At 67.5% G+C, this 2,809-nt stretch carries 1 protein-coding gene and 1 pseudogene; one reads left to right on the forward strand and one right to left on the reverse strand.

Annotated elements, in window-relative coordinates:
• A pseudogene (locus tag EOA28_RS31470) lies at positions 1-766 on the forward strand (phosphoglycolate phosphatase); the annotation flags it as partial.
• 28 nt (positions 767-794) lie between these two features.
• On the opposite strand, the gene EOA28_RS31475 reads toward EOA28_RS31470, so the two are convergent.
• Positions 795-2,809 (reverse strand): chromosome segregation SMC family protein (locus EOA28_RS31475; protein WP_148670976.1); only part of this gene is annotated, 2,015 nt, incomplete at its 5' end.

The following is a 2,809-nucleotide window of genomic DNA, read 5'->3' on the forward strand; positions in this document are numbered from 1 at the left end:
GAACAATGTCGTGGTCAACGGCCTGGCGCTGAAGGTGGACGAGCGGCCTGATTTCTTCGCCGAATTGCTGCCCGGCCTCGGCAATATCCGCTACCGGACGGCAAGGCCGCACTGGCTGATCATCGACGAGGCGCATCACTTGATGCCCAAGCGGCGCGGGGATACGCGTTCGGTGCTTTCGATCGAGCTGCCCGGCACGGTGCTGATCACCGTCCACCCCGAAGCAATCTCCACCGACGCGCTCGGCCTGGTGACGGCGGTGATCGCGCTTGGCCCCCAGGCGAAGGGCGTGATCAAGACCTTTTGCAAGGAAACGGGACTCCCGGCGCCGAAGGACATTCCATCGCCGAAGGGCGACCGCGTGCTGTTCTGGCGCCCGCATGACGGCAAGGCGCCGTTCACGGTCAAGGCGATCGAGCCCGCCCAGTCGCTGAAGCGCCACAGCCGCAAATATGCCGAGGGCGAGCTCGACGAAGAGGGCAGCTTCTATTTCACCGGACCGAAGAAGGCGATGAACCTCAGAGCTCATAACCTCATCATCTTCGCGCAGATGGCGGAAGGCATCGACGACAAGACATGGGAACACCATTTGCGCGCCGGCGATTATTCGAAATGGTTCCGCCAGCAGATCAGGGACAAGGACCTCGCCCGAGAGACGGCGGAGGCGGAGAAGAACAAGGCGTTGTCGGCCGAGGAAAGCCGCAAGCTGGTGATCGACGCGGTGCGGCGCAGGTATACGGCGCCTGCGACAGCTCCGGAAAAGTAGGATTGGTCGTCGAACCTGAGAGGTGAGCTCAGCTCGCCTCGCGCATCGCTTCGGCCGCTTGCAGGTCGACCGAGACCAGCTGGCTGACGCCCTGCTCGGCCATGGTGACGCCGAAGAGGCGATCCATGCGCGCCATGGTGATCGGGTTGTGGGTGATGATGACGAAGCGGGTTTCCGTCGTCTTCGCCATCTCTTCCATCAAATTGCAGAAGCGCTCGACATTGTGGTCGTCGAGCGGCGCGTCGACCTCGTCGAGCACGCAGATCGGCGCGGGGTTGGTGAGGAAGACGGCGAAGATCAGCGACATCGCCGTCAGCGCCTGCTCGCCGCCAGAAAGCAGCGTCATGGTCTGCGGCTTCTTGCCTGGCGGGCGAGCGAGGATTTCAAGGCCAGCTTCCAGGGGATCTTCCGACTCGATCAGCTGCAGCTCGGCCGTGCCACCGCCGAACAGATGCGAAAACAGCCGCTGGAAATGGCCGTTGACCACCTCGAAGGCGGACAGCAGCCGCTCGCGGCCCTCGCGGTTGAGGCTCTGGATCGCCTGGCGCAGTTTCCTGATCGCCTCGATGATGTCCTCGCGCTCGGAAACGATGGTCTCCAGCCGCTCCGATAGCTCCCGCTGCTCTTCCTCGGCGCGCAAATTGACCGCGCCAAGCCGCTCGCGCTCGATCTTCAGGCGGTCGAGCTGTCGCTCGATCTCGGCCATGTCGGGCATCGGATCGTCGGCTTTGAGCCCGGTATGCTGGATGACCAGATGCGGCGGCGTGTTCAGCGCCTCCTGGATGCGCGCCTCGACTTCGGCGCGGCGTTCGTCCGCCGCGGTGAGCCGCTCCTCGGCGCGCACGCGGGTCTCGCGCGCCTCGGCGAGCGACTGGATCGCGGCGGTGGCCGCCTTGTCGAGCTCGGCCTGCTTGTTTTCCGCCTCCTGCAGGTGGTCGCTCGCTGCCTGGCGCAGCGCCTCCGCCTCGGAAAGCTGCGTCAGCAAAGCGCGGCGCTTGGCGTCGATCTCGTCCGGCGCATCCGCCAGCCGCTCGCGCTCGGCTTCGGCCTCCGCCTTGCGCTCGCCAAGGGCGGCGATCTGCGTCGCGGCGTTTTCGGCACGCTCCACCCAGTTCCTGCGCTCGGCGCCGATGGCATCGAGCCGGCGCATGCGCGCCTCGGCCTCGCGGCGAAGCCCTTCATGCACGGCGCGCGCATCGGCCAGCGTGGCGCGGTCGCGCGAGACATTGGCGGATGCCTGTTCGAGCTGCAATTGCAGGTCGCCGAGATCGGGCGCGTCCTTAAGCATATCCTCGGCTTCGAGGAACGCAGCCTGCGTCTCCTCATGGCTTTCGACGATGCGCGCGCGGGCGTCGTCCAAGGCAGCGCGGCGGCTCACCAACTCGCCGCCGGCCTTCTCGGCCTCGGCCAGCGCATTTCGGGCGGCATCCAACGCATGCTGTGCGTCGCGGCCGGCCTGGCGCGCATTACGCTCGGCCTCGCTTGCCTGGCGCATCGCGTGCTCTGCGCGCGCCAGCGCCTCCTCCGCCTCGCGCACGACGCGCGTCGCCTGCACGGCCTCGGCATCGAGCTCGGCCAAGCGGTTCTTCTGCGCGAGCCGCAGCGCGGCGGCGGTCGGGGCGTCGGCGCTAGCGGTGAGGCCGTCCCAGCGCCAGAGCGCGCCATCGCGGCTGACCAGCCGCTGGCCAGTAGCCAGAAGCGCTTGGAGCCGGCGGCCGTCAGCGGCGTCGACAATGCCGATCTGCGCCAGGCGGCGGGCGAGCTGCGCCGGCGCATGCACCACGCTTGCCAGGCTCTTCACACCCTCGGGCAACACGCCATCGCCCGGCTGCACCGCGCTTTCGCCCCAATGCACCGGGGCGCTGCGGTCGAGCGGAACGTCGAGGTCCTCGCCGAGCGCCGCGCCAAGCGCTGTCTCATAGCCGCGCTCGACGCTGATCTGCTCCAGCACCGACGGGAAAAGATCGCCGCCGCTGGTGGCGTTGAGGATCTTCGCCAGCGTGCGCGCTTCCGTCTCGATGCGTGCCAGTTCCGCCCTGGCAT

It is taken from the genome of Mesorhizobium sp. M2A.F.Ca.ET.067.02.1.1, from assembly GCF_004023285.1.
Taxonomy (GTDB): domain Bacteria; phylum Pseudomonadota; class Alphaproteobacteria; order Rhizobiales; family Rhizobiaceae; genus Mesorhizobium.